The following is a 22402-nucleotide window of genomic DNA, read 5'->3' on the forward strand; positions in this document are numbered from 1 at the left end:
TCCCTCCCGGCCGCGCCGGTCCAGCTGATCCGTCGTCGCGTCCGCCTCTCGCGGAGGTCCGCATGAGCGGCGGCCTCTTCGCCCTGCTCGACGACGTCGCCGTCCTGGCGCGCCTGGCGGCGGCCTCGATCGACGACGTCGGCGCCGCGGCCGGCCGGGCCAGCGCCAAGGCGGCGGGCGTGGTGATCGACGACACCGCCGTGACCCCGCAGTACGTCCAGGGCCTGGCCGCGGAGCGGGAGCTGCCGATCATCAAGAAGATCGCGATCGGCTCGGTGCGCAACAAGCTCCTGCTGATCCTCCCGGTCATCCTGCTGCTGAGCGAGTTCCTGCCCTGGGTGCTCACGCCGATCCTGATGCTCGGCGGGACCTACCTCTGCTTCGAGGGCGCGGAGAAGATCTGGGAGAAGATCTCCGGCCACGACGAGCACACCGAGGCGCTGGCCACCGAGATCGGCCCCGAGCAGGAGAAGCAGATGGTCTCCGGCGCCGTCCGCACCGACCTGATCCTCTCCGCCGAGATCATGGTGATCTCGCTCAACGAGGTCGCCGAGGAGTCGTTCTGGGCACGCGCGGCCATCCTGGTGGTGGTCGCGCTCGGCATCACCGCGCTCGTCTACGGCGTGGTCGCACTCATCGTCAAGATGGACGACGTGGGCCTGGCCCTGACCAGGCGGGCCTCCAGCCTGGCCCAACGGGTCGGCCACGGGCTGGTCCGGGGCATGCCGCGCCTGCTGACGGCCATCGGGATCGTCGGCACCGTGGCGATGCTCTGGGTCGGGGGACACATCCTCCTGGTCGGGGTGGACGACCTCGGCTGGCACGCGCCCTACGAGCTGGTCCACCACCTCGAGGAGGCGGTCGCGGGGGCCGTCGGGGTGCTGGAGGGCGCCGTGAGCTGGCTGGTCAACACCGCGGCGTCGGCCGTGATCGGCCTGGTCGTGGGGGCGTTGGTGGTGGCGGTCCTGCACGTGCTGCCCTTCGGGCACGCGAAGGCGAAGGCGGCGCACTGAGGGCGTCGACGAGGATTGCGTGATCCCCGACCGGGAGTCCTACGCTCGTCGGCACGTGCGGACCCACGCACGACGCGCAACGGAGGGGTAGCAATGGACTTCAAGGTCGCCGACCTGAGCCTGGCTGAGTACGGTCGCACAGAGATCCAGCTCGCCGAGCACGAGATGCCCGGGCTGATGGCGATGCGCGAGCGCTACGGGGACTCCAAGCCCCTGGCCGGCGCGCGGATCGCGGGCTCGCTCCACATGACGATCCAGACCGCGGTCCTGATCGAGACCCTCGTCGCCCTCGGCGCCGAGGTCCGCTGGGCGTCGTGCAACATCTTCTCGACCCAGGACCACGCGGCCGCCGCGATCGTCGTGGGCCCCGAGGGCACCGTCGAGCAGCCGGCCGGGGTGCCGGTCTTCGCCTGGAAGGGCGAGACGCTGGAGGAGTACTGGTGGTGCACCCAGCAGATCCTCGACTGGCCCGGTGACACGTTCGCCAACATGATCCTCGACGACGGCGGCGACGCCACCCTCCTGGTCCACCTCGGTGTCGAGGCGGAGAAGACCGGGGTGGCCCCGGACCCCGCCTCGGCCCAGTCCGGTGAGCAGCGGATCATCTTCGAGGTCCTCCAGGAGTCCCTGCGCCACAGCAAGGACCGCTGGACCCGCATCGCGGGCGAGATCAAGGGCGTGACGGAGGAGACCACCACCGGTGTGCTCCGCCTCTACGACATGATGAAGGAGGGGTCGCTCCTCTTCCCCGCCATCAACGTCAACGACTCGGTGACCAAGTCGAAGTTCGACAACAAGTACGGCTGCCGCCACTCGCTCATCGACGGCATCAACCGGGCCACCGACGTCCTGATCGGGGGCAAGGTCGCCGTGGTCTGCGGCTACGGCGACGTGGGCAAGGGCTGCGCGGAGTCGCTGCGCGGCCAGGGCGCCCGGGTCATCGTGACCGAGATCGACCCCATCTGCGCGCTGCAGGCCGCGATGGACGGCTACCAGGTCGACACCTTGGACAACGTCCTGGACGTCGCCGACATCATCGTCACCGCGACGGGCAACAAGGACGTCGTCACCGTCGAGCAGATGCGCAAGATGAAGCACAACGCGATCCTGGGCAACATCGGCCACTTCGACAACGAGATCGACATGGCCGGCCTCGAGGCCGACGGCGTCGCGGTGCGCAAGAACGTCAAGCCGCAGGTCGACATCTGGACCTTCCCCGCGGGCAACTCGATCATCGTGCTCTCCGAGGGTCGCCTGCTCAACCTGGGCAACGCCACCGGTCACCCCTCGTTCGTGATGTCGAACTCCTTCACCAACCAGGTGCTGGGCCAGATCGAGATCTTCAGCAAGCCCGAGGAGTACCCGGTCGGCGTCTACGTGCTGCCCAAGCACCTCGACGAGGAGGTCGCCCGCCTGCACCTCGCCTCGCTGGGCGTCCGGCTCACCGAGCTGACCCCGTCCCAGGCCGACTACCTCGGCATCCCGGTCGAGGGCCCCTACAAGTCCGACGCGTACCGCTACTGAGCGGCCTCGTCACGCACCGCCGCGAGGGCGTCCCGTCCGGGGCGCCCTCGTCGGCGTCCCGGTCGGTGGGCCCACCCCACGACTGGCACAATGTCCCCATGAGCCAGCGCGTCGTCGACCCGCCCGCCCGCGGACGGGTCCTGGTCGTCGACGACGACGCCTCGCTCGCCGAGATGCTCACCATCGTGCTGCGCCAGGAGGGCTTCGACTCCCAGATGGTCACCCGGGGCGACGAGGCGCTGGCGGCGTTCCGCAGCTACCGCCCCGACCTGGTCCTGCTCGACCTGATGCTGCCGGGCCGCGACGGCATCGACGTCTGCAAGGAGATCCGCGCCGAGTCCGGGGTCCCCATCGTGATGCTGACGGCCAAGGGGGACACGATCGACGTGGTGCTCGGCCTGGAGTCGGGGGCCGACGACTACGTCGTCAAGCCGTTCAAGCCCAAGGAGCTGATCGCCCGGATCCGGGCGCGGGTCCGCCGCTTCGACGACGCCCCGTCGGAGACGCTGACCGTGGGCGACCTGGCCATCGACGTCGCCGGGCACTCGGTCACCCGCGGCTCCGAGACGGTCAACCTGACGCCGCTGGAGTTCGACCTGCTGGTCTGCCTGGCGCGCAAGCCCTGGCAGGTCTTCACCCGCGAGGTGCTGCTCGAGCAGGTCTGGGGCTACCGCCACGCCGCGGACACCCGGCTGGTCAACGTCCACGTGCAGCGCCTGCGGTCCAAGGTGGAGCACGACCCGGAGAACCCCGAGATCGTGCTGACGGTCCGCGGGGTGGGCTACAAGGCCGGCAAGTCCTGATGACCCGGTGATGGCACCCGAGCGTCCCCTGAGAAGGGTCCCCACGGCGCTGGGACGAGGGCTGACGTTCTGGCGTCGCTCCATCCAGGCGCGGGTGGTCGCGAGCACCCTGGTGCTCACCACGCTCGTGGTCGGCGTGGTCGGCTGGTTCCTGCTCCAGCAGGTCCGCGAGGGCCTGCTCGAGCGGCGGGTGGAACGGGTGGTCACCGAGGCGAGCAACGGCACCGCCGAGGCCCGCAACCGCCTGACGTCGGCGACCGGCACCGACGTCGACGCGGCGGGCCAGCGCCAGGACCTGATCGAGCCGATCATCGCGCGCGGGGCGAGCCGCGGGTTCGCGGTGATCCTCTCCGCGCCGCTCGCCTCGGGCAGCACCCTGGCCGGAGGCGGCGCCCAGTTCACCCAGAACCTGGACAAGTCGAGCGTGCCTCGCTCGCTGGAGGCGCGCTTCGCCGAGCGCAGCGCGCCCGCCTGGACCTACACCACCATCCGGACCACCGGCCCGGTGGCGGGGGTGGAGCCCGGGCCCGGGATCGCCGTGGGGTCCCAGGTGACCCTGCCGGCCGACGGCGAGACCTACACCCTCTACTACCTCTTCCCGCTCGCGGAGCAGGAGGACACCCTGGCCCTGGTCACGCGTGCCCTGCTGGCAGCGGCCGCCCTGCTCGTGGTGCTCGTGGCGGTGGTCGCCTGGGTCGTGACCCGCCAGGTGGTGACCCCGGTGCGGCTGGCCCGGCAGGTGGCCGAGCGGCTCGCGGCCGGGCAGCTGCAGGAGCGGCTGCGCGTCACCGGCGAGGACGACCTCGCGCGCCTGGCCACCTCCTTCAACCAGATGGCCTCCAACCTGCAGCGCCAGATCCGCCAGCTCGAGGAGCTGAGCCGTCTGCAGCGCCGCTTCGTCAGCGACGTCTCCCACGAGCTGCGCACCCCCCTGACCACCGTCCGGATGGCCGGCGACGTGCTCCACGACGGTCGGGAGAACTTCGACCCGGTCACCGCACGCGCGGCCGAGCTGCTGCAGACCGAGCTCGACCGCTTCGAGGTGCTCCTGGCCGACCTGCTGGAGATCAGCCGGTTCGACGCCGGCGCCGCCGTCCTGGAGGTCGACGACGTCAACCTCGTCGACGTGGCCCACCGGGTCGCGGAGGCCACCGAGGCGCTCGCCGTGCAGCGCAGCACCCGCGTCGTGGTGGTCGACCCCGGACGGCCGTGCCTGGCCGAGGCCGACGTACGGCGGGTGGAGCGGATCGTGCGCAACCTGGTGACCAACGCCATCGACCACGCCGAGGGCAAGGAGATCGTGGTCCAGGTGGCCGCCGACGAGGAGGCGGCCGCGATCACGGTGCGCGACTACGGGGTGGGCCTGGGGCCGGGGGAGGCCGCGATGGTCTTCAACCGGTTCTGGCGCGCCGACCCGGCCCGGGCCCGGACCAGCGGCGGCACGGGGCTGGGGCTCGCGATCTCGCTGGAGGACACCCACCTGCACGGCGGGTGGCTCCAGGCGTGGGGACGGCCCGGCGAGGGTGCCCAGTTCCGGTTGACCCTGCCGCGGCGCGCCGGGCAGTCCCTGCGCCACAGCCCGCTGCCGCTGGTCCCGACCGACGAGGAGGTGACGGCGTGAGCCGATCGTGGTCCCGTCGCCGCGCGCCGGGGGCGGTGCTCCTGGTCGTGGTGGTCGCGCTGCTCAGCGGGTGCGTGTCGATGCCCGTCTCGGGTCCGATCGCGGAGGTCCAGAACCCCGAGGCGGGCGACGCCGAGCCCGGCACCTTCTACGACCCGCGACCGCCCGAGCCCGGCGCGTCCTCGCGCGAGGTGGTGGCCGGCTTCCTCGAGGCCATGAAGGCCACCCCCATCAAGACACCGGTGGCCGCGCAGTACCTCACCTCCCAGGCGCAGGAGCGCTGGAAGCCGCTCGGCGGCACCATCACCTACTCCGACCTCGGCACCGCGCGGGGCGACACGGTGGTCACCGTCCCCCTGGTCGACGGGCAGTCCTACGACTCGCGGGGAGCCTGGTCCCGCTCGCTGGAGGGCAAGGAGGCCGAGCTGGAGTTCCCGGTGACGCTGGAGGGAGGGGAGTGGCGCATCGACGCCGCCCCCAACGCCATGGTCGTCCCGGGCTCGTGGTTCGAGGACAGGTTCGAGCGGGCCTCGCTGCACTTCCTCGACCCCACCGGGCGGATCCTGGTGCCCGAGCCGGTCTACGTGCCCCGGGGCGACCAGTTCGCCACCGCCCTGGTCCGCGGCCTGCTGGCCGGCCCGACACCCGGTCTGGACAAGGTGGTGCGCAGCGCCGTCCCGCCCGGCCTGAGCCTGGCCCTCTCGGTGCCGATCGACGGCGCCGGGCTGGCCGAGGTCTCCCTGGACGCCCCGCCCGGGGTCCGCGCCGCGGACCTCGTCTCGGAGGAGATGCTGGCCCAGCTCGCCTGGACGCTGCGCCAGGAGCCGCGGATCAGGGCCTTCCGGCTCACGCTCAACGGCCGCCCGGTGCCGCTGCCCGAGGGGGAGCCGGAGATCGATCCCACGGCCGGGACCCGCTTCGACCCCGTCGGGCACGGCTCCAGCTCCGATCTCTTCGCGCTGCGCGACGGACTCCTGGTCCGCGGCCGGCTGGACGAGCTGGAGGCCACCGCGGGTCCCTTCGGCACCCGGACGCTCCAGGTGCGCTCGCTCGGCATCAGCCTCTCGGCCCAGCAGGCCGCGGCCGTCACCTCCTCGGGCACCGCGCTGCTGCTGGGCCCCGTGGAGGACATGGAGACCGAGCCGCTGGAGATCGTCTCCGGGGCCACCGACCTGCTCGCTCCGAGCTGGGACTTCGCCGACCGCCTCTGGTGGGTGGACCGGACCGCCGCCGGTGCCCGGGTCGGGATGCTCTTCGAGGGGGAGCAGCGCAGCGTCGACGTGCCGGGGCTGTCGGGGCGCGACGTCCGGGCGTTCCTGGTCTCCCGGGACGGGTCCCGGCTGGTGGCCGTGGTGCGGCGGCGCAACAGCGACCGGCTCCTCACCAGCCGGGTGCTGCACGACGAGAGCGGCCGGGTGCTGGGGGCGACGCGGGCCCGGGAGATCGACCTCGGTGAGGACTCCGACCGTCGGATCAAGGACGTCGGCTGGCGCTCGCCGGCCTCGGTCACCCTGATCAGCGGCATCACCGGCGACCTGTCCCAGGTGCGCACGGTCCCCGTGGAGGGCGCCCCCGGCGACCTGGAGACCTCGGGGACGTCGCGGATCCGGGGTCGTTCCGGCACCCTGGTCAGCTCGCCGGAGCGGGGGCTGGGCCTCTACGCCGTCGGTGTCGACGGGGTCACCGACCTGGTGGACCCGGTCCGCCGAGTCCCGCCGCTCGACGAGCGGGTGGGCTGGCTGGGCTACGTGGGCTGAGCCGCCCGCCGTGCACAGGCCGACGCCCGGGCCGGTGCCCCCCAGGAGGCCCGGACGGCGGGTGCGGCCGGGTGCGCCGGTGGGCTGGGATGGTCCGGTGAGCACGCCCGGGACGCTGCTGGACCACGGCCTGGACCTGCTGGTCGGCAGCTCCTGCCTGGGCTGCGGCCGGCCGGGGCGCCTGCTGTGCCCGCGCTGCCGGCTGCTGCTCCCGGTGACCGCGGTGCCGGCCCGGCCCGACCCCGCGCCGCCCGGCCTGGCCCCGGCCTGGGCCGCGGGCGAGTACGCCGGCCTGCTGCGCCGGCTGGTCATCGACCACAAGGAGGAGGCCCGCTTCGGCCTGGGCGTCCCGCTGGGCCGGCTGCTGGCGCTCGCGGTGGCGGCGGCGCTGCCGCCGGCGCCGCGCGCCGCCCCGGTGCTGCTGGTGCCCGTGCCCTCCCGGCCCGGCGTGGTCCGCCGGCGTGGCGACGACCCGACCGGGCGCCTGGTGCGGGTCGCCGCGCGGGCGCTGGTGCCGCGCCGCGTCGTGGTCGCCGACCTGCTCCGCTCGCACCCCGGGGTGGCCGACCAGGCCGGCCTCGACGCCGTGGCGCGGACGGCCAACCTGGCCGGCTCGATGCGGGTGCCGGGGCGCGCCCTGAGCCGGGTCGGGCGGCGGGTGCCGGGCGGCCTCGTGGTGGTCTGCGACGACGTGCTGACCACCGGCGCCACGGCGCGGGAGGCCCAGCGGGCCCTGGAGGCGGTGGGGGTGAAGGTGTCCGGGATCGCCGCGGTGGGGGCGGTCCGGCGACGCTCGACCGGGGCCGCGGGAGCCGGATCGGAGGGTGTGCTGCGGCGGTGACCACGGACGGGATAGCGTCTGGTCATGGAGTCCGTCCGGGTCCGTGGTTGCGTCGTCGGGGGGCCCTGTGTGCCTCGGCGGCAAGCCGATGCCAGTCGCAGGCGAAACGGCCCACGTAAGGCTCTTCCGGTCCGTCCGGGAAGCCGATCACGGTGCGGCTTAGAAGTAAGTCCTGCCTCGGCGCCGCCGTCAGATGCGGCGTCCGCCGGGAGAAGGCCAGTAGTGGCGGAGAAGCTGCGAACGCCTCAGCAGGCGATTGTGGGGACGAAGACCAGGTCGGCCGGGCGGACTCCATGCCAGGCAGCGGGAGCCACGGTCGTGGCCCTCCCGGCTGTTCACGAGGTGCAGCAACTGACGAATCGGAGGTTCTCATGGACGTAGTGGTGACGGGGCGGCACGTGGAGGTTTCGGACAGGTTCCGAGAGCACGTGCAGGAGAAGCTGTCCCGGCTCGAGAAGCACGACCAGAGGATCATCCGGGTGCAGGTGGAGGTCTCGGCCGAGCGCAACCCGCGCCAGCAGGACCGCGCGGTCCGGGTGGAGCTCACCGCTCTGACCAAGGGCCCCGTGATCCGCGCCGAGGCGGCCGCCGACGACAAGATGGCGGCCCTCGACCTGGCGCTGGACAAGATGACCTCCCAGATGCGCAAGGCCGCCGACCGCCGCCGGATCCACCGCGGCCGTCGCACGCCGGTCTCGGTCGGTGAGGCGCTGGCGCCGAGCGCCGAGGACCTCGCCGTGGACGAGACCGAGTCCGACGAGGTGGTCGAGCGCCAGGTCGGGCCGATCACGGTCACCGGGGACGGCCCGCTGGTGGTCCGGGAGAAGACCCACGACGCGTCGCCGATGACCCTGGACCAGGCCCTGTACGAGATGGAGCTGGTCGGTCACGACTTCTACCTCTTCGTCGACAAGGAGAGCGAGCAGCCGTCGGTGGTCTACCGGCGCCACGGCTACGACTACGGCGTGATCGCCCTCAACGTCGCTTCCTGACGCGGGCTGCGCGGATGCCCCGCGCCGAACGTGCGCCTCTGCGCCCGTTCGGTGCGGGGCATCTGTCATGATGCGGCTGTGACGCAGCCGACAGAGACAAGCGAACCGGTCCGCGTGATCCTCGCCGACGACCAGGAGCTCTTCCGCCGAGGGCTCACGATGCTGCTGGCCCAGGAGCCCGACATCGAGGTCGTCGCCGAGGCCGGGGACGGCATCGCCGCCACCGACCTCGCCGCCTCGATGGCGCCCGACGTGGTGCTGCTCGACGTCCGGATGCCCCGGCGCAGCGGGATCGAGGCCTGCCGCGCCATCAAGGAGGCCAACCCGTCGGCCAAGATCATCATGCTGACGGTCTCCGACGAGGAGGCCGACCTCTACGAGGCGGTGAAGAGCGGTGCGGCCGGCTACCTGCTCAAGGACTCCTCCATCGAGGAGGTCGCCCAGGGCATCCGGGTGGTGGCCGACGGCCAGTCCCTGATCTCGCCCTCGATGGCGGTCAAGCTGATCGACGAGTTCAAGCAGATGTCCAAGCCCGAGCGCAACCAGGTCAACGGGCTCCGCCTGACCGAGCGTGAGCTCGAGGTGCTCCGCCTGGTCGCCAAGGGCCTGAACAACCGCGAGATCGCCCGCCAGCTCTTCATCTCCGAGAACACCGTGAAGAACCACGTCCGCAACATGCTCGAGAAGCTCCAGCTGCACTCGCGGATGGAGGCGGTCATGTACGCGGTGAAGGAGAAGCTGCTCGAGCTGCCCTGATGGCCACCGCCCTCTCGCGTGCGCAGGCCCGGCGGATCGCGCTGGCCGCCCAGGGCTTCACCGATCCGCCGCACGCGGTGCCGACGATGCGCACCCTGGTGCGCACGGTCTCACGGACGGGGGTGCTCCAGGTCGACTCGGTCAACGTGCTCGCACGCGCCCACCTGATGCCGCTCTACTCGCGGATGGGGCCCTACGACGTCGGGCTGCTGGACCGGGCCGCGCAGCGGCGGCCGCGTCGGCTGGTGGAGTACTGGGCGCACGTGCAGGCGCTGATGCCGGTCGAGCTGTGGCCCGCGATGCGGCACCGCATGGAGGACTACCGCAGCACCCGGGGCAAGTGGTTCGACGCGGACCCGCGCCTGGAGCCCCGGGTCCTCGCCCTGGTGGCTGAGCGCGGCCCCGTCACCGCCCGGGAGCTGGAGGGCGAGCTGGGCGGGCCGCGGACCCGCGAGCACTGGGGGTGGAACTGGTCGGACGCCCGGAAGGTGCTGGACCGCCTCTTCCTGGTCGGGGACCTGGCGATCGCGGGGCGTACCCCCTCCTTCGAGGTGCGCTACGACCTGCCGGAGCGGGTCCTCCCGCCCGAGGTGCTCACCGCGCCGGTCCCCAGCCGGGAGGAGGCCGCCCTCCACCTGGTGCGCCGGGCCGCGCGCTCGCACGGGGTGGCCAGCCTGGCCTGCCTGCGCGACTACTACCGGATGTCGCTGGCCGACACCCGCGGTGCCGTCGCGGCCCTGGTGGAGGCCGGGGAGCTCGAGCCGGTCACGGTCCAGGGCTGGGACCGCCCGGCCTTCCGGCACGTCGCGAGCAGCCTGCCCCGGCGGGTGGAGGCGCGCACCCTGCTGAGCCCCTTCGACCCGGTGGTGTGGGAACGGGCCCGGGCCGAGGCCCTGTTCGGCTTCCGCTACCGGATCGAGATCTACACCCCCGCGCACCGGCGGGTGCACGGCTACTACGTCCTGCCCTTCCTGCTCGGTGACCGGCTGGTGGCCCGCGTCGACCTCAAGGCGGAGCGGCGGGCCCGGGTGCTGGAGGTCCTCTCCGCCCACCGCGAGCCCGGTGCCCCGGCCGAGGTCGCCGAGGAGCTGGGGGCCGAGCTGCTCCGCCTCGCCGGGTGGCTGGGGCTCGACGAGGTCGTGCTCAGGGGCGGGGGCGACCTGGTCCCGGTGCTGGCTCGCTAGGGCCGGTGCGCTCGCTTGCGATTGTGTGCGTGCCCGTGCCCGTTACGATGGCCAGCGGAGGTCGGCGTCCGCGCTGCCCCGAGACATCCCACTGCTGGTTTCCGCCAGCTGGTGCGCCCGTCAACTCAGGAGTCCGTGTACGTGCCTGCCATCATCGACAAGCTCCTCCGCATCGGCGAAGGCAAGATCGTTCGTCAGCTCCAGGCCATCTCCAAGGCCGTCAACGCCATCGAGGACGACTTCGTCACGATGAGCGACGACGAGCTGCGCGCGATGACCGAGGAGTTCAAGCAGCGCCTGGCCGACGGCGAGACGCTCGACGACCTGATGCCGGAGGCCTTCGCCACGGTGCGCGAGGCCGCCAAGCGGGTGCTGGGCCAGCGCCACTACGACGTGCAGATCATGGGCGGCGCCGCGCTGCACCTGGGCAACATCGCGGAGATGAAGACCGGTGAGGGCAAGACCCTGGTCGCGACCCTCCCGGCCTACCTCAACGCGCTGTCGGGCAAGGGCGTCCACATCGTCACCGTCAACGACTACCTGGCCAGGTACCAGTCGGAGATGATGGGTCGCGTCTTCTCCTTCCTGGGGCTGACCACCGGCGTGATCATGCCCTCGATGCGGCCCGCGCAGCGGCGCGAGGCCTACAACTGCGACATCACCTACGCCACCAACAACGAGCTCGGCTTCGACTACCTGCGCGACAACATGGCCGACTCCATCGCGGACTGCGTGCAGCGCGGCCACAACTTCGCGATCGTCGACGAGGTCGACTCGATCCTCATCGACGAGGCCCGGACGCCGCTCATCATCAGCGGCCCGACCCAGGACGAGGTCCACTGGTACGCGGAGTTCGCCAAGATCGCTGCCCGGATGGTCCGCGACGAGGACTACGAGGTCGACGAGAAGAAGCGGACCATCTCGGTCCTGGAGCCGGGCATCACCAAGGTCGAGGACCACCTCGGCATCGACAACCTCTACGACTCGGTCAACACCCCGCTGATCTCCTTCATGAACAACTCCATCAAGGCCAAGGAGCTGTTCCGCAACGACAAGGAGTACGTCGTCATCGACGGCGAGGTGCTCATCGTCGACGAGCACACCGGCCGGATGCTCGCCGGGCGCCGCTACAACGACGGCCTGCACCAGGCGATCGAGGCCAAGGAGGGGGTGACGGTGCGTGAGGAGTACCAGACCCTGGCCACGGTGACCCTGCAGAACTACTTCCGCCTCTACGACACCCTCTCCGGCATGACCGGCACGGCGATGACCGAGGCGAGCGAGTTCGACAAGATCTACAAGCTCGGCGTGGTGCCCATCGAGACCAACAAGCCGATGAGGCGCATCGACCAGCCCGACCTCGTCTACCGCACCGAGGAGGCGAAGTTCGACGCCGTGGTCGACGACATCGAGGAGCGGCACCGCAAGGGACAGCCGATCCTGGTCGGCACCGTCTCGGTGGAGAAGTCCGAGCTGCTCTCCCGGGCGCTGCGCGCGCGTGGCGTGCCGCACTCGGTGCTCAACGCCAAGGTGCACGCCGACGAGGCCAAGATCGTGGCCCAGGCCGGTCACCGCGGCGCGGTCACCGTGGCGACCAACATGGCCGGTCGCGGTACCGACATCATGCTGGGCGGCTCGGTGGAGTTCCTCGCCGACCAGGAGCTGCGCAAGAAGGGCCTCGAGCCCACCGGCGAGACGGCCGAGGCCTACGAGGCCGAGTGGCCGCTGGCGGTCGAGCGGACCAAGGCGCAGGTCGCGGCCGAGCACGAGGAGGTCAAGGAGCTCGGCGGCCTCTACGTGATCGGCACCGAGCGGCACGAGTCGCGGCGCATCGACAACCAGCTGCGCGGGCGCTCCGGTCGTCAGGGCGACCCGGGGGAGAGCCGCTTCTACCTCTCCCTCCAGGACGAGCTGATGCGCCTGTTCAAGTCCGACTGGGTCGACCGGGTGCTCCAGGTCCTCAAGGTGCCCGACGACGTGCCGATCGAGAACAAGCGGGTCACCGGCGCGATCGCCAGCGCCCAGGGTCAGGTCGAGGCGCAGAACTTCGAGTCCCGCAAGAACGTCCTCAAGTACGACGACGTGATGAACCGGCAGCGCGAGGTCATCTACGCCGAGCGCCGCCGGGTGCTCGAGGGTGCCGACCTCGAGGAGCAGATCCGCACCTTCATCGACGACGTGGTGGGCGCCTACGTGACCGCCGCCACCGCCGACGTCGCGGAGGAGTGGGACCTCGCGGCCCTCGGCACCGCGCTGGGCCAGCTCTACCCGATGACGGTGACGCTGGAGGAGCTGGAGAAGCGCGCGGGCTCCCGGGCCAACCTCACCCGCGAGATGCTGATCGAGGAGCTGCGGGCCGACGCCCAGGCGGCCTACGACCGGCGCGAGAGCGAGGTCGGCGAGGAGGTCATGCGCGAGCTGGAGCGCCGGGTGATCCTCTCGGTGATCGACCGCAAGTGGCGCGAGCACCTCTACGAGATGGACTACCTGCGCGAGGGCATCTACCTGCGTGCCTACTCCCAGCGCGACCCGCTCGTGGAGTACCAGCGCGAGGGCTTCGACATGTTCTCGGTCATGATGGACGCCATCAAGGAGGAGTCCGTCGGGTTCCTGTTCCACCTCGAGGTCGAGGTGGACGACGACGCGGGCGACGACGAGCCGGCGGACGAGGCCGTCGTCGAGGAGGAGGCCCCGCAGCCGGTCGGCGCGATCGACATGGCGGCGGCCGCCGCCCACGCCCCGCAGGTGCGCGCCAAGGGGCTGGACAAGCCGTCCCGACCCCAGCGCCTGACCTACTCGGCGCCCTCCGAGGACGGCGACGTCGAGGTCTCCGGTGCCGCTCCCGCCGGCGAGGAGGACCCCTACGCCGGGGTGGGGCGCAACGCCGACTGCCCCTGCGGCTCGGGCAAGAAGTTCAAGAAGTGCCACGGTGCGCCGGGTGGCCCGACCGGGCTGACCGCGCGCGCCAACGGCTGACGCGAGACGACCGACACGCCTCGGCACGACGCCGCGCCCGGGTGACCGGGCGCGGCGTCGCTGTCTGCTCAGCAGAACTCCAGCGCCGTGCAGACCCAACGGCCGCGAAAGGTCTCGAACCGTGCGGCCACGGCGCGCGAGCGCTCCCCGTGGCGGACCCGGGCCGAGGCCTCCACGACCTCCGCGCCGAGGAAGTTGAGCCGCACCGCCGCGACGTGCGAGGCAGCCAGGCCGCGGCGCCGCCCCTGGCCCGGCACGTGGCCGCCCGCCCGGGCCACGAGGTCGGCCCGTCGGGCCAGGTCCTGGTGGACGTCGCGACGGGTCCAGCGGTGCAGCTGGGAGGCCGGCCGGTCGCCGGCGACGACCTCGACCGCCGCCTGGACGTAGCCGCTGACCCATCGCTGGACCTGGTCGCGCTCGGCCGGCTCCACGGCGACGAGGTCGGCGCCGGGCAGGCCCGGGCGGGCGCCCGGCACGGGCGGGTCCAGCAGCGGCACCACCTCCAGGGCGAGCGCGCCCTGGACGGTGGCGATGGGGGTCAGGTGCCCCAGGGGTGCCCGGGCGTGGAGACGGGTGGGGGTGGCGAGGGAGATGGCGACGGGGCGGCTGCTCATGACTGGTCTCCTTGGGTGACGGTGGGCAGCCGGAGCTCCTGCCCGGGGTGGATGAGGTCCGGGTCGTCCCCGACGACCCGCCGGTTGAGCCGGTGGATCTCGCGCCAGCGGGCTTCGACCTCGGCCGGCGCGGCGGTGGCCGGGAGCGTGGCGGCGGCGACGCCCCAGAGCGTGTCGCCGGGGCGCACCACGTGGGCGGGGCCCTGAAGGCCCGCCGGCACGATCGCCGGCGTCCCTGGTGCGGGGGTCCGGGCCTCGGGCGCGGTGGTCGCCGGAGCGGGGGAGGGCGCCGGTTCCCGGGCGGGGGCGCCGATCGAGGCGCGGTCGGGATAGGGGAGCCCTGCGAGTCCTGGCCGGTCCGCAGGCGCGGAAGCCTGAGCCGCCCCCGTGAGCGAGCCGGCCAGGGCCGCCCCGCACAGGGCCAGCACCAGGCGCCGCACCGCGCTGTGCCCGGGCGCCCGGCTGCGCCCCGGCACGGCGGGCCGCCCGCGCAGTGCCTCGAGCACGGTGAGGGAGGAGATCAGCCACAGCCAGGACAGCGCGAGCACGCCCACCGCGCCGCCGGCGGCGACCAGCAGGTCCTCGAAGTGGCCGGGGGCGCCCAGTCGGCGCCAGCCGCCCGGCCCGGGGGCCAGTGCCGCCCGGAGGCAGGCCGTGCCGCCCACGGAGGTGATCGTGGTCACCAGCACCCAGACGGCCGCGCAGCGACCCGGGTGGGCGGCAGTCGAGGGCGAGGAGCGACGAGGCATCGGAACCCTTTCGTTTGCGTCCGTTTGCTTAACGTAGCGACGATTCACCTTGGCACGCCACGACTGTCCACAGGGCGGCGTAGCCGCCGGCGGCGGCTGGACGGCTGGCCAGACTGGGTCCATGACCGGTGACGAGGAGCTCTTCGAGATGCTCGAGGACCTGGAGGCGCAGGCCGAGGCGCTCCAGCACGCGGAGCGCGCGGCGGAGGTCGCCGACCGGGCTCGCGCCGAGTACGGGGCGGTCACCCTGGACACCCGGCTGATGGCCTCGGTGGGTCACCACGTCGAGGTCGACGTGCTCGCGGTGGGCCGGGTGGGCGGCGAGATCGAGAGGGTAGGCCCCGGCTGGTTCGAGCTGGTCGGGCGCGCGGCCACCTGGTGGGTGCGCACCGCCGCGGTCACCGCGGTCCTGGGGGCCTCCGAGCGCGCGCTGCCCGAGGTGGCCTGGTCACCGGTCGACCGGCTGGGCGTGGCGTCGGCGCTGCGGCGGCTCTCCGACGACCGGGAGGTCGTGGTGGTGCAGCTGGCCGACGGAGGCCGCCACGAGGGCCGGCTGGGCCGGGTGGGGGCGGACTTCGTCGAGGTGCTGGTCGGGGGCGCTCAGGCCGGGGGAGCGGCCCTGGTGCCGCTGGCCCACGTCTCGGCGTTCCGCACCGGCCGGGGGCTCTGAGGCACCCCGGCCGCGGCCGGGGTCAGGTCGCCTCGTCGTCGAACGGCGGCCGGGCGCCGGCGGGCAGCACGGCCGTCGGCGCCGGGGAGTCGGCGTCGGCCATGGCCTCGATGATGTGCTTGCGGACGATGGTGCGCGGGTCCAGGTCGCGCAGCTCGAGGTCGGAGTACTCCGGCCCCAGCTCGCTGCGCAGCTCGTCGCGTGCCGAGTTGGCCATGGCGCGCCCCTTGCGCACCAGCGTCCCGGCCTGGCGGGCCAGCTCCGGCAGCCGGTCCGGCCCCAGGACGAGGACCGCGACGAACGCGATCACCGCCATCTCGGGCAGCCCGACGCCGAACATCTCAGAACTTGCTGGTGGGGGTCAGGCCCAGCTGCATCCCAGCCAGGCCGCGGCCGCGGCCGCTGAGCTTCTCGGCCACCTCGAGCAGCACCTGGGCCGCGGGGGCCGTGGGGTCGGACTCCACGATCGGCTTGCCGCTGTCGCCGCCCTCGCGCAGCGAGAGGTCCAGCGGCACGGAGCCGAGCAGTGGCACGTCGTAGCCGAAGCGCTCCCCGAGGGTGCGCGCGACCCGTGCCCCGCCGCCGGAGCCGAAGACCTCCAGACGGTGCTCCTTGCCCTCCGCGGTGCAGTGCGGGCACGCCAGGTAGGCCATGTTCTCCACCACGCCCACCACGCGCTGGTGCATCATCGAGGCCATCGTGCCGGCACGCTCGGCCACCTCGGCCGCCGCCTCCTGCGGGGTGGTGACCACGACGACCTCGGCGTTGGGCAGGTGCTGCCCCAGCGAGATGGCCACGTCGCCGGTGCCCGGGGGCAGGTCGAGCAGCAGGACGTCGAGGTCGCCCCAGTAGACGTCCGCGAGCATCTGGACCAGCGCGCGGTCGAGCATCGGGCCGCGCCACGCCACGACCTGGTCGCGGCGGGGCTTGAGCATCCCGATGGAGATCACCGAGACCCCCGAGGGCGTGGGGACCGGCATGATCAGGTCGTCGACCTGGGTCGGGCGGGCGTCGGCGACGCCGAGCATCGCGGGCACGGAGTGGCCGTAGATGTCCGCGTCCACGACGCCGACCTTGAGGCCCTGGCCGGCCAGCGCCAGGGCGAGGTTGACGGTGACCGACGACTTGCCGACGCCGCCCTTGCCGCTGGCGATCGCGTAGACCTTGGTGAGCGAGCCCGGCTGGGCGAAGGGGATCTCGCGCTGTGCCTGGCCGCCGCGGAGGGTCTCCCCGAGCTCGCTGCGCTGCTCGGGCGACATCACACCCAGCGTCAGGTTCACACCGGTCACCCCGGGGACCGCCGTGAGGGCCGCCGTGACGTCCCGGTTGATGGTGTCCTTGAGCGGGCAGCCGGCCACGGTCAGGAGCACCGTCACCGCGACCGATCCGTCCGCCCCGACCTCGACGGAGTCGACCATGCCGAGGTCGGTGATGGGCCGCTTGATCTCGGGGTCCTGGACGGTCGCCAGGGCGGCGTTGACCTGCTCGAGGGTGGGGGTGCTCATGGGAGTCAAGGGTAGTTCGTCCCCGGTGGCCGCGGGTCGTCGCCCGTCCGCTCCTCGTCGGCCCGCTCGCGCTGGAGGTCCCCGAGGAGCTGGCGCAGCTCGGAGCGCATGAAGTCGCGGGTCGCGACCTCGCCCACCGACATCCGCAGCCAGGCGATCTCGCGGGAGAGGAACTCCATGTCGGCCTGCGACTGCGCGTTGACCCGGCGGTCCTGCTCGGCGAGCACCTTGTCGCGGTTCTCCTGCCGGTTCTGGGCGAGCAGGATGAGGGGGGCGGCGTAGGACGCCTGCAGGCTGAGCATCAGGGTCAGGAAGATGAAGGGGTAGTCGTCCCAGCGCATCTCCTGGGGGGCGAGCAGGTTCCAGGCGATCCAGATCACCACGAAGGCGGTCATGTAGATCAGGAAGCGCGCGGTGCCCATGAACCGGGCGAACTGCTCGGCGAAGACCCCGAAGGTGTCGGAGTCGTAGGACCGGCGGGGCCGGCGTCCGCGCCGGCCCTCGAGGGGGGTGTCGAGTCGGGACTGGGTCCCGCGGGTGTCGCTCATCGCCGTACCGCCCTGTCGCGCCAGTTCTCCGGGAGCATGTGGTCGAGCAGGTCGTCCACGGTGACGGCGCCGAGGAGCCGGCCCTCCTCGTCGACGACCGGCGCCGCGACGAGGTTGTAGGTGGCCAGGTGTGCCGCCACGTCCTCGATCCGTGCCTCGGGGGCGAGCGGGTCGAGCGAGTCGTCGACCGCGGCCGCCACCAGGGTCGACGGTGGCTCGCGGAGCAGCCGCTGGATGTGCGCGGCACCCAGCAGCCGGCCCGTGGGCGTCTCCAGGGGCGGGCGGCAGACGAAGACCAGGGCTGCGAGCGAGGGGGTGAGGTCCGGGTTCCGCACGTGGGCCAGGGCGTCCGCGATGGTCGCGCTGGGCGGCAGGATCACCGGCTCGGGCGTCATCATGCCGCCCGCGGTCTGCTCGGCGTAGGAGAGCATCCGCTTGACGTCCTCGGCCTCCTCGGGCTCCATCAGGGCCAGCAGCGTGGCCGCGGTCTCCGGCGGGAGGTCGGCGATCAGGTCGGCGGCGTCGTCGGCCGACATCTCCTCCAGCACGTCCGCGGCGCGCTGCGAGGTCAGCCGCTCCAGGATCTGGACCTGGTCCTCGTCGGGCATCTCCTCCAGCACGTCGGCGAGGCGCTCGTCGTCCATCGCCGCCACCACCGCGGAGCGCCGCTCCTCGGGGAGGTCGTGGATCGCGTGGGCCGCGTCGGCCGCGCGCATCTCCGAGATCGCCGCGATCAGGTGGGTCGCGGGCTGGGTGTCCTGCCGGTGGGTGAGCCCGACGACGTCGCGCCAGTCGACGATGTAGGTCTGGCCGCGGCGCCGGAAGCCGCGCGACGGCTCGCGGACCGCGACCCGGCTCAGCACCCAGTCGCGGGTCCGCGCCTGCTCCATCGCGACGTCGTAGACCACGCCCTCGACCCCGGTGGGGGTGACCCGCACCGTCCTGTCCAGGATCTGCGCGATCGCCAGGGTCTCGGTGGCCCGCTGCTCGAAGCGCCGCATGTTGAGCAGGCCGGTGGTGTGCACCCGGCCGGCGTCGATGTGGGTGACCCGGGTCATCGGCACGAAGATGCGCCGCCTGCCGAACACCTCGGCCACCAGGCCGAGCACGCGCGGGGGGCTCGCCTCGGTGCGCATGGCCACGACCACGTCGCGCACCTTGCCGACCTGGTCGCCCTGGGGGTCGAAGATCGGCAGGCCGACGAGTCGGGCCACGTAGACGCGGCTGGGGGCGGTGCTCACCCGGGTCACGCTACCGGCGACGGGCCAGCGGACCGGTGAACCCGGGGGGAGCGTCGAGCACGGGCTAGGCTGAGGCCATGCGATCCGCGGTCTCCAGCACACCCGTCCGCACCCGTCGCACGCGGGCGGTGGCGTTGCTGCCTGTCCTGCTCCTCACGGTCCTGGCCGGCTGCGGGGACGAGACGGACGACCCCGGCGCGGCCACCCCCGCCCCGTCGCCGAGCGCCTCCGGGACGCCCGGCGGGGAGCCGAGCGCCTCCGCGGACCCCAGCGCTCCCGACTGCGACGAGGTCTGGGTCGAGGGCGCCTCGATCCCGGCCGACTACGCCGGCTGCAACGCCGAGGGCGCCTTCGTCGAGAAGGACGTGCTCTCCTGCTCCTCCGGCCAGTACCTCGCCCGCCACGACGACCGCTACTTCGGGGTGCTGGGCGGCAAGGTCCGCGTCGCGAAGTCGACCCTGGCCGAGGACGGCGGGTACCGTGCCTCGGTCGCCAAGTGCCGGGGCTGACCCCAGGCCGGCCGAGGACCCTGATCCGCGGCACTCCAGACATCACGTAGCTCCCGAGAGGAACCCGATGCTCCACCGTCGGTCGATCGCGGCCTTCACCGTGGCCGTGGCACTGTGCCTGACCTTCGCCGCGCCCGGCGTGGCCCTGCCCGGTCAGGGCGTCCAGCAGGGTGCCGTCGCCACGGGTGCCTCCGTCCAGGCGTCCGGGACCCTCGCGGCGGCGCCGTCGGCGGTGATGGCGCGCAAGCAGCTGAAGAAGCGCGACAAGAAGAAGTGGCGGCGTACCTTCAAGCCGAGCGCCGGTGTGACCTTCAACACCGCGATCGGCAAGGGTGGGGACCAGCACCGCATCAACCGCAAGATCATCAACCTGATCGACGGCTCGCGCAGCGGCACCCGGATCCGGATCATGAGCTGGAACGTCATGTCCCGCCCGGTGACCCGCGCCCTGCTGAAGGCCCAGAAGCGGGGCGCCCTTCTCTACGTGCTGATGGCGGAGGAGAACGCCGAGGCGATCGACAACGAGGTGTGGCTCGAGCTCATCCACGGGATGAACGCCATCAACGCCGTCAAGCCCGCCAACAAGCAGAGCTGGGCCAAGACCTGCGTGGCCTCGTGCCGCGGCGAGGGCGGCCAGGCGCACAGCAAGTTCTTCCTCTTCAGCAAGGTCGGCCGGGCCAAGAACGTCTTCGTCCAGGGCTCCGCCAACCTGACCCACGCCGCTGCGGTCAACCAGTGGAACGACATCTACACCTCGGTCAACCGCCGGCGGCCCTACCAGTTCGCCAAGCAGATCTTCGACGAGATGGCCAACGACGTGCCCGTCGCCAACCCCTACCGGGAGTGGAAGGGCAAGGACAGCCACCTGATCTTCCACCCGCTGATCGGGCCCGACGCCAAGGACCCGGTGCTGCGGCTGCTGCGGATGACCAAGTGCCGCGGCGCCAAGAACACCGCCAACGGCCGGACCCAGATCCGGATCGCGCCCGACGTGATCCGCAACGCGCGCGGGATGCGGATCGCCACCAAGCTGCGCAGCCTCTGGGAGCAGGGCTGCGACATCCGGATCGGCTACACGATCAAGGGCGTCGACGTGGGCCACGTGCTGCGCGACAAGGGTGGGCGCGGCCCGATCCCGATGCGCCACCTGGTGGTCGACCGCAACGGTGACGGCGAGTTCGACAAGTACTTCCACCTCAAGGCGATGTCGATCATCGGCCACGTGAAGAAGAAGAAGAACAACTACGTGGTGCTCAACGGCTCGGCCAACTGGTCGGGCATGGGCGCCGCCTCCGACGAGAACGTCGGGATCTACTGGGACAAGAAGCTCACCAAGCAGTACGCCGAGCACATCGACTACTGGTTCGAGAACTTCCCGGACAGCTCGCGCCGCCGTGACGTGACCGCCGGCGACGGCGCCGCCGCGCGGTTCGACACCAGCCCGATCCACACCCCGGACATGCTGCTCTCCGCGGACGACGAGCTGGTGCCCGGCGTGGACCCCTACGCCAAGATGGACCTGGACTGACCGCCGGATGGTCGTGACGCAGCAGGGGGAGGATGCCCCGCGCGTCATCACGGTCGACGAGACCGGGCTGACGCTCATCGCCTCCCGGGACCGCGCCGTGGACGTGCTCTTCGGCGAGCAGCGGGTCTGGTCCTTCTGGGTCCTGCGCGACACCGAGGCGAGCGGCGCGCGGGGCCGGCGACGGCAGGTCGAGTGGCCGGCGCCCCTGCAGAAGTTCCTCGAGGGGCGGACCGTGCTGACGGTGCGCGACTCCGCCACCGCCGAGGTGCTCTGGTGCCAGGAGATGGCCTTCGGCACCTCCCAGGAGTCGATCCGCGTGGTCAACCGCCGCGGCGCCGCGGTGGGGATGGACAAGTCCGGGCGGCTGGTCCCCACCTTCGACAGCCGCAGCGGCTCCGACATCGAGGCACTCGTCGACGCCACCGAGGAGGTGCTGCGGGTCCTCGCGGCCGCCGGCGCCGAGCCGTTCCTCGCCTACGGCACCCTGCTCGGCGCCGTCCGCGAGGGTCGGGTGCTGGGCCACGACTCGGACGCCGACGTCGCCTACGTCAGCCGCTACCGCGACCCCGTCGACGTCTGCCGCGAGTCGTTCCGCCTCCAGCGGGAGGTGGTCGCGCTCGGCTACGCCACCCAGCGCTACAGCGGCGCCGCGTTCAAGATCGAGGTCCCGGAGGGCGACTCGGTCCGGGGGCTCGACGTCTTCGGCGGGTTCTTCACCGGCGGCCGCCTCTACCTGATGGGCGAGGTGGGGGTCGAGTTCGAGGAGGAGTGGATCCACCCGCTCGGCACCGCGACCCTGGAGGGCCGGTCGCTGCCGGTGCCGGCCCGGCCCGGGAAGCTCCTCGAGGCGATGTACGGCCCGGCCTGGCAGGTCCCCGACCCCGCCTTCCAGTTCACCACCCCGGAACGCACCTCGCGGGCGCTCAACGACTGGTTCCGCGGCCTGCGGGTCAACGAGAAGCAGTGGCAGCGGCGCTACCTGCGCCGGTTCGACGAGGCGCTGAAGCCGCGCGCCTCCAAGGCCGCCCGGATGGTGGCCCGGGAGGCCGCCGAACGTGGCGCCCAGGTGCTCGACGTGGGAGCCGGCTCGGGCCGCGACGCGCTCTGGCTCGCCCGCGAAGGGCTGGAGGTGCTCGCCTACGACTACGTGCCTGAGCTGCTGGAGCAGGCCGAGGAGCTCGCGGCGGACTACGCCGGGTCCTTCTCCGCCGGCTACCTCAACCTGGCCGAGCTGCGCTCGGTGCTCTCCGAGGGAGCCGCCCTGGCCCGCGACCCGCGACCCCGCGTGGTGCTGGCCAGGAACCTGCTCGACGCCGTCGACCCGTTCGCCCGGGAGACCTTCGCCCGGTTCTGCTCCATGTCGCTGAGGACCGGCGGCGTGGTGGTCGCGGAGTTCCACGTCGGGGAGTCCTCGGTCGAGCGCGAGTGGCGGATCGGCCGGGTGGATCCCGAGGTCGTCGCGGAGCAGTGGCGCGCCTGGGGCGCCACCGAGGTGACCTGGGAGCAGAACGTCCGCGGAGGCGAGGACGGCCGCGTGGACCGACTCGTGGCAGAGTGGGGCCCGTGAACGT

20 protein-coding genes are annotated in these 22402 nt (G+C 72.5%); 14 read left to right on the forward strand and 6 right to left on the reverse strand.

Going from position 1 to position 22402, the window contains the following annotated elements; all coding sequences use genetic code 11:
• Positions 1 to 62: 62 nt before the first annotated feature.
• The 10 genes from AC4BGE_RS09945 (at position 63) to secA (ending at position 13467) form a co-directional block, all read left to right on the forward strand.
• On the forward strand, positions 63 to 1013 hold the full coding sequence (locus AC4BGE_RS09945; protein WP_490569209.1) for a DUF808 domain-containing protein: 951 nt from the start codon (positions 63 to 65) through the stop codon (positions 1011 to 1013).
• 93 nt (positions 1014 to 1106) lie between these two features.
• The gene (ahcY, locus tag AC4BGE_RS09950; protein ID WP_490575184.1) at positions 1107 to 2537 is read left to right on the forward strand and encodes an adenosylhomocysteinase; all 1431 of its coding nucleotides are present in this window, start codon (positions 1107 to 1109) and stop codon (positions 2535 to 2537) included.
• A 98-nt stretch (positions 2538 to 2635) separates the two neighbouring features.
• The gene (gene mtrA / locus AC4BGE_RS09955; protein ID WP_490569207.1) at positions 2636 to 3340 is read left to right on the forward strand and encodes an MtrAB system response regulator MtrA; all 705 of its coding nucleotides are present in this window, start codon (positions 2636 to 2638) and stop codon (positions 3338 to 3340) included.
• A gap of 10 nt (positions 3341 to 3350) precedes the next feature.
• Positions 3351 to 4961, forward strand: coding sequence for an MtrAB system histidine kinase MtrB (gene mtrB, locus AC4BGE_RS09960; protein WP_490569206.1), 1611 nt, complete (start codon positions 3351 to 3353; stop codon positions 4959 to 4961).
• Positions 4958 to 6718 carry an LpqB family beta-propeller domain-containing protein gene (locus tag AC4BGE_RS09965; protein ID WP_490575185.1) on the forward strand — a complete coding sequence of 587 codons (1761 nt, stop codon included), beginning with the start codon at positions 4958 to 4960 and terminating at the stop codon, positions 6716 to 6718. Before mtrB ends, AC4BGE_RS09965 begins: the two co-directional genes overlap by 4 nt.
• 97 nt (positions 6719 to 6815) lie before the next feature.
• Complete coding sequence (locus AC4BGE_RS09970; protein WP_490569204.1) at positions 6816 to 7559, forward strand: ComF family protein; 744 nt, start codon at positions 6816 to 6818, stop codon at positions 7557 to 7559.
• A 371-nt stretch (positions 7560 to 7930) separates the two neighbouring features.
• Entirely contained in the window at positions 7931 to 8551 is a 621-nt protein-coding gene (gene hpf, locus AC4BGE_RS09975; RefSeq protein ID WP_490569203.1) for a ribosome hibernation-promoting factor, HPF/YfiA family, read from the forward strand.
• 78 nt (positions 8552 to 8629) lie between these two features.
• On the forward strand, positions 8630 to 9307 hold the full coding sequence (locus tag AC4BGE_RS09980; RefSeq protein ID WP_490569202.1) for a response regulator: 678 nt from the start codon (positions 8630 to 8632) through the stop codon (positions 9305 to 9307).
• Complete coding sequence (locus AC4BGE_RS09985; protein ID WP_490575186.1) at positions 9307 to 10491, forward strand: winged helix-turn-helix domain-containing protein; 1185 nt, start codon at positions 9307 to 9309, stop codon at positions 10489 to 10491. Before AC4BGE_RS09980 ends, AC4BGE_RS09985 begins: the two co-directional genes overlap by 1 nt.
• A 141-nt stretch (positions 10492 to 10632) precedes the next feature.
• Positions 10633 to 13467, forward strand: a complete 2835-nt coding sequence (secA, locus tag AC4BGE_RS09990) for a preprotein translocase subunit SecA (protein ID WP_490569200.1) — start codon at positions 10633 to 10635, stop codon at positions 13465 to 13467.
• A gap of 68 nt (positions 13468 to 13535) precedes the next feature.
• Here secA and AC4BGE_RS09995 read toward each other — a convergent pair whose 3' ends face one another.
• Both AC4BGE_RS09995 and AC4BGE_RS10000 read right to left on the reverse strand, forming a co-directional pair.
• Positions 13536 to 14081 (reverse strand): Rv3235 family protein, encoded by a 546-nt coding sequence (locus AC4BGE_RS09995; RefSeq protein WP_490575187.1) that lies wholly within the window; start codon positions 14079 to 14081, stop codon positions 13536 to 13538.
• On the reverse strand, positions 14078 to 14830 hold the full coding sequence (locus tag AC4BGE_RS10000; protein ID WP_490575188.1) for a LysM peptidoglycan-binding domain-containing protein: 753 nt from the start codon (positions 14828 to 14830) through the stop codon (positions 14078 to 14080). Before AC4BGE_RS10000 ends, AC4BGE_RS09995 begins: the two co-directional genes overlap by 4 nt.
• 121 nt (positions 14831 to 14951) lie before the next feature.
• On the opposite strand from AC4BGE_RS10000, the gene AC4BGE_RS10005 reads away from it, so the two are divergent.
• Positions 14952 to 15500: a hypothetical protein gene (locus AC4BGE_RS10005; RefSeq protein WP_490569197.1), complete on the forward strand. Its 549-nt coding sequence runs from the start codon at positions 14952 to 14954 to the stop codon at positions 15498 to 15500.
• Positions 15501 to 15522: 22 nt separating this feature from the next.
• Here AC4BGE_RS10005 and AC4BGE_RS10010 read toward each other — a convergent pair whose 3' ends face one another.
• From AC4BGE_RS10010 to AC4BGE_RS10025, 4 genes are read right to left on the reverse strand one after another with little or no spacing between them, the layout of a single operon-like run.
• Positions 15523 to 15840, reverse strand: a complete 318-nt coding sequence (locus AC4BGE_RS10010; protein WP_490575189.1) for a sec-independent translocase — start codon at positions 15838 to 15840, stop codon at positions 15523 to 15525.
• A gap of 1 nt (position 15841) precedes the next feature.
• Complete coding sequence (locus tag AC4BGE_RS10015) at positions 15842 to 17005, reverse strand: Mrp/NBP35 family ATP-binding protein (RefSeq protein ID WP_490575190.1); 1164 nt, start codon at positions 17003 to 17005, stop codon at positions 15842 to 15844.
• A gap of 5 nt (positions 17006 to 17010) precedes the next feature.
• Entirely contained in the window at positions 17011 to 17553 is a 543-nt protein-coding gene (locus AC4BGE_RS10020) for a DUF1003 domain-containing protein (protein WP_490575191.1), read from the reverse strand.
• Positions 17550 to 18794: a magnesium transporter MgtE N-terminal domain-containing protein gene (locus tag AC4BGE_RS10025; RefSeq protein WP_490569193.1), complete on the reverse strand. Its 1245-nt coding sequence runs from the start codon at positions 18792 to 18794 to the stop codon at positions 17550 to 17552. The genes AC4BGE_RS10020 and AC4BGE_RS10025 overlap by 4 nt, the downstream gene beginning before the upstream one ends.
• A gap of 77 nt (positions 18795 to 18871) precedes the next feature.
• On the opposite strand from AC4BGE_RS10025, the gene AC4BGE_RS10030 reads away from it, so the two are divergent.
• The 3 genes from AC4BGE_RS10030 (at position 18872) to AC4BGE_RS10040 (ending at position 22398) form a co-directional block, all read left to right on the forward strand.
• Positions 18872 to 19303 carry a hypothetical protein gene (locus AC4BGE_RS10030; protein WP_490569192.1) on the forward strand — a complete coding sequence of 144 codons (432 nt, stop codon included), beginning with the start codon at positions 18872 to 18874 and terminating at the stop codon, positions 19301 to 19303.
• Between the two features lie 67 nt (positions 19304 to 19370).
• Positions 19371 to 20831, forward strand: a complete 1461-nt coding sequence (locus tag AC4BGE_RS10035) for a phospholipase D-like domain-containing protein (RefSeq protein WP_490569191.1) — start codon at positions 19371 to 19373, stop codon at positions 20829 to 20831.
• 13 nt (positions 20832 to 20844) lie between these two features.
• Positions 20845 to 22398 carry a class I SAM-dependent methyltransferase gene (locus AC4BGE_RS10040; RefSeq protein WP_490575192.1) on the forward strand — a complete coding sequence of 518 codons (1554 nt, stop codon included), beginning with the start codon at positions 20845 to 20847 and terminating at the stop codon, positions 22396 to 22398.
• The last annotated feature ends 4 nt before the right edge of the window (positions 22399 to 22402 follow it).

Source organism: Nocardioides sp. Z50_6 (assembly GCF_058215755.1).

Coding starts and splice junctions, on each gene's coding strand:
- AC4BGE_RS09995 (WP_490575187.1), bottom strand. CDS start 14,081: ATGAGCAGCCGCCCCGTCGCCATCTCCCTCGCCACCCCCACCCGTCTC.
- AC4BGE_RS10010 (WP_490575189.1), bottom strand. CDS start 15,840: ATGTTCGGCGTCGGGCTGCCCGAGATGGCGGTGATCGCGTTCGTCGCG.
- AC4BGE_RS10030 (WP_490569192.1), top strand. CDS start 18,872: ATGCGATCCGCGGTCTCCAGCACACCCGTCCGCACCCGTCGCACGCGG.
- hpf (WP_490569203.1), top strand. CDS start 7,931: ATGGACGTAGTGGTGACGGGGCGGCACGTGGAGGTTTCGGACAGGTTC.
- AC4BGE_RS10020 (WP_490575191.1), bottom strand. CDS start 17,553: ATGAGCGACACCCGCGGGACCCAGTCCCGACTCGACACCCCCCTCGAG.
- AC4BGE_RS10000 (WP_490575188.1), bottom strand. CDS start 14,830: ATGCCTCGTCGCTCCTCGCCCTCGACTGCCGCCCACCCGGGTCGCTGC.
- AC4BGE_RS10005 (WP_490569197.1), top strand. CDS start 14,952: ATGACCGGTGACGAGGAGCTCTTCGAGATGCTCGAGGACCTGGAGGCG.
- AC4BGE_RS09985 (WP_490575186.1), top strand. CDS start 9,307: ATGGCCACCGCCCTCTCGCGTGCGCAGGCCCGGCGGATCGCGCTGGCC.
- AC4BGE_RS10015 (WP_490575190.1), bottom strand. CDS start 17,005: ATGAGCACCCCCACCCTCGAGCAGGTCAACGCCGCCCTGGCGACCGTC.
- ahcY (WP_490575184.1), top strand. CDS start 1,107: ATGGACTTCAAGGTCGCCGACCTGAGCCTGGCTGAGTACGGTCGCACA.
- mtrB (WP_490569206.1), top strand. CDS start 3,351: ATGGCACCCGAGCGTCCCCTGAGAAGGGTCCCCACGGCGCTGGGACGA.
- AC4BGE_RS09945 (WP_490569209.1), top strand. CDS start 63: ATGAGCGGCGGCCTCTTCGCCCTGCTCGACGACGTCGCCGTCCTGGCG.
- mtrA (WP_490569207.1), top strand. CDS start 2,636: ATGAGCCAGCGCGTCGTCGACCCGCCCGCCCGCGGACGGGTCCTGGTC.
- AC4BGE_RS10035 (WP_490569191.1), top strand. CDS start 19,371: ATGCTCCACCGTCGGTCGATCGCGGCCTTCACCGTGGCCGTGGCACTG.